The sequence below is a fragment of the Streptomyces sp. NPDC093252 genome, assembly GCF_040683675.1.
In the GTDB taxonomy this organism is placed as follows: Bacteria; Actinomycetota; Actinomycetes; order Streptomycetales; family Streptomycetaceae; genus Streptomyces.
In genome coordinates this window covers 1-1,463 of the sequence record NZ_JBFBEM010000037.1, presented here as the reverse complement: position 1 = coordinate 1,463, position 1,463 = coordinate 1, and the positions used below count along the sequence as shown (strand labels likewise).

Genomic DNA, 1,463 nt, shown 5'->3' with positions numbered 1-1,463 from the left:
TCCGACGCTCCCACGGCTTGTAGGCACACGGTTTCAGGTACTATTTCACTCCCCTCCCGGGGTACTTTTCACCATTCCCTCACGGTACTATCCGCTATCGGTCACCAGGGAATATTTAGGCTTAGCGGGTGGTCCCGCCAGATTCACACGGGATTTCTCGGGCCCCGTGCTACTTGGGTGTCTCTCAAACGAGCCGTCAATGTTTCAGCTACGGGGGTCTTACCCTCTACGCCGGACCTTTCGCATGTCCTTCGCCTACATCAACGGTTTCTGACTCGCCCTGCCGCCGGCAGACGACAGACAAGAGATCCCACAACCCCGTATACGCAACCCCTGCCGGGTCTCACACGCATACGGTTTGGCCTCATCCAGTTTCGCTCGCCACTACTCCCGGAATCACGGTTGTTTTCTCTTCCTGAGGGTACTGAGATGTTTCACTTCCCCTCGTTCCCTCCACATGCCCTATGTGTTCAGGCATGGGTGACAGCCCATGACGACTGCCGGGTTTCCCCATTCGGAAACCCCCGGATCAAAGCCTGGTTGACGACTCCCCGGGGACTATCGCGGCCTCCCACGTCCTTCATCGGTTCCTGGTGCCAAGGCATCCACCGTGCGCCCTTAAAAACTTGGCCACAGATGCTCGCGTCCACTGTGCAGTTCTCAAACAACGACCAACCACCCGTCACACACCGCACACGCAGTGCTGCACCGGGGCCGGCAACTGAAGGAAGAAGATCATTCCCTCAGACACCCAACAGCGTGCCCGGCCCGCACCCGCCCCGAAGAACCACGTTCCACGCTCTGACGAGCAGTACTAGTGGTCTCCGAAACCGGATCCAGACCGAATAATCAACGTTCCACCCATGAGCAACCAGCACCGGGCACTCGCCGGTGTACTGGCCTCTGACCAGCGGTGAAGCTGGTGAGAAGTGCTCCTTAGAAAGGAGGTGATCCAGCCGCACCTTCCGGTACGGCTACCTTGTTACGACTTCGTCCCAATCGCTAGTCCCACCTTCGACAGCTCCCTCCCCGAGGGGTTGGGCCACCGGCTTCGGGTGTTACCAACTTTCGTGACGTGACGGGCGGTGTGTACAAGGCCCGGGAACGTATTCACCGCAGCAATGCTGATCTGCGATTACTAGCAACTCCGACTTCATGGGGTCGAGTTGCAGACCCCAATCCGAACTGAGACCGGCTTTTTGAGATTCGCTCCACCTCACGGTATCGCAGCTCATTGTACCGGCCATTGTAGCACGTGTGCAGCCCAAGACATAAGGGGCATGATGACTTGACGTCGTCCCCACCTTCCTCCGAGTTGACCCCGGCGGTCTCCTGTGAGTCCCCATCACCCCGAAAGGCATGCTGGCAACACAGAACAAGGGTTGCGCTCGTTGCGGGACTTAACCCAACATCTCACGACACGAGCTGACGACAGCCATGCACCACCTGTACACCGACCACAA

2 rRNA genes are annotated in these 1,463 nt (G+C 58.4%); both read right to left on the bottom strand.

What is annotated here, in order from left to right:
* Positions 1–632: ribosomal RNA gene (locus AB0O01_RS36460) — 23S ribosomal RNA — on the bottom strand; the annotation flags it as partial.
* A gap of 308 nt (positions 633–940) precedes the next feature.
* Positions 941–1,463 (bottom strand): 16S ribosomal RNA (locus AB0O01_RS36455); the annotation flags it as partial.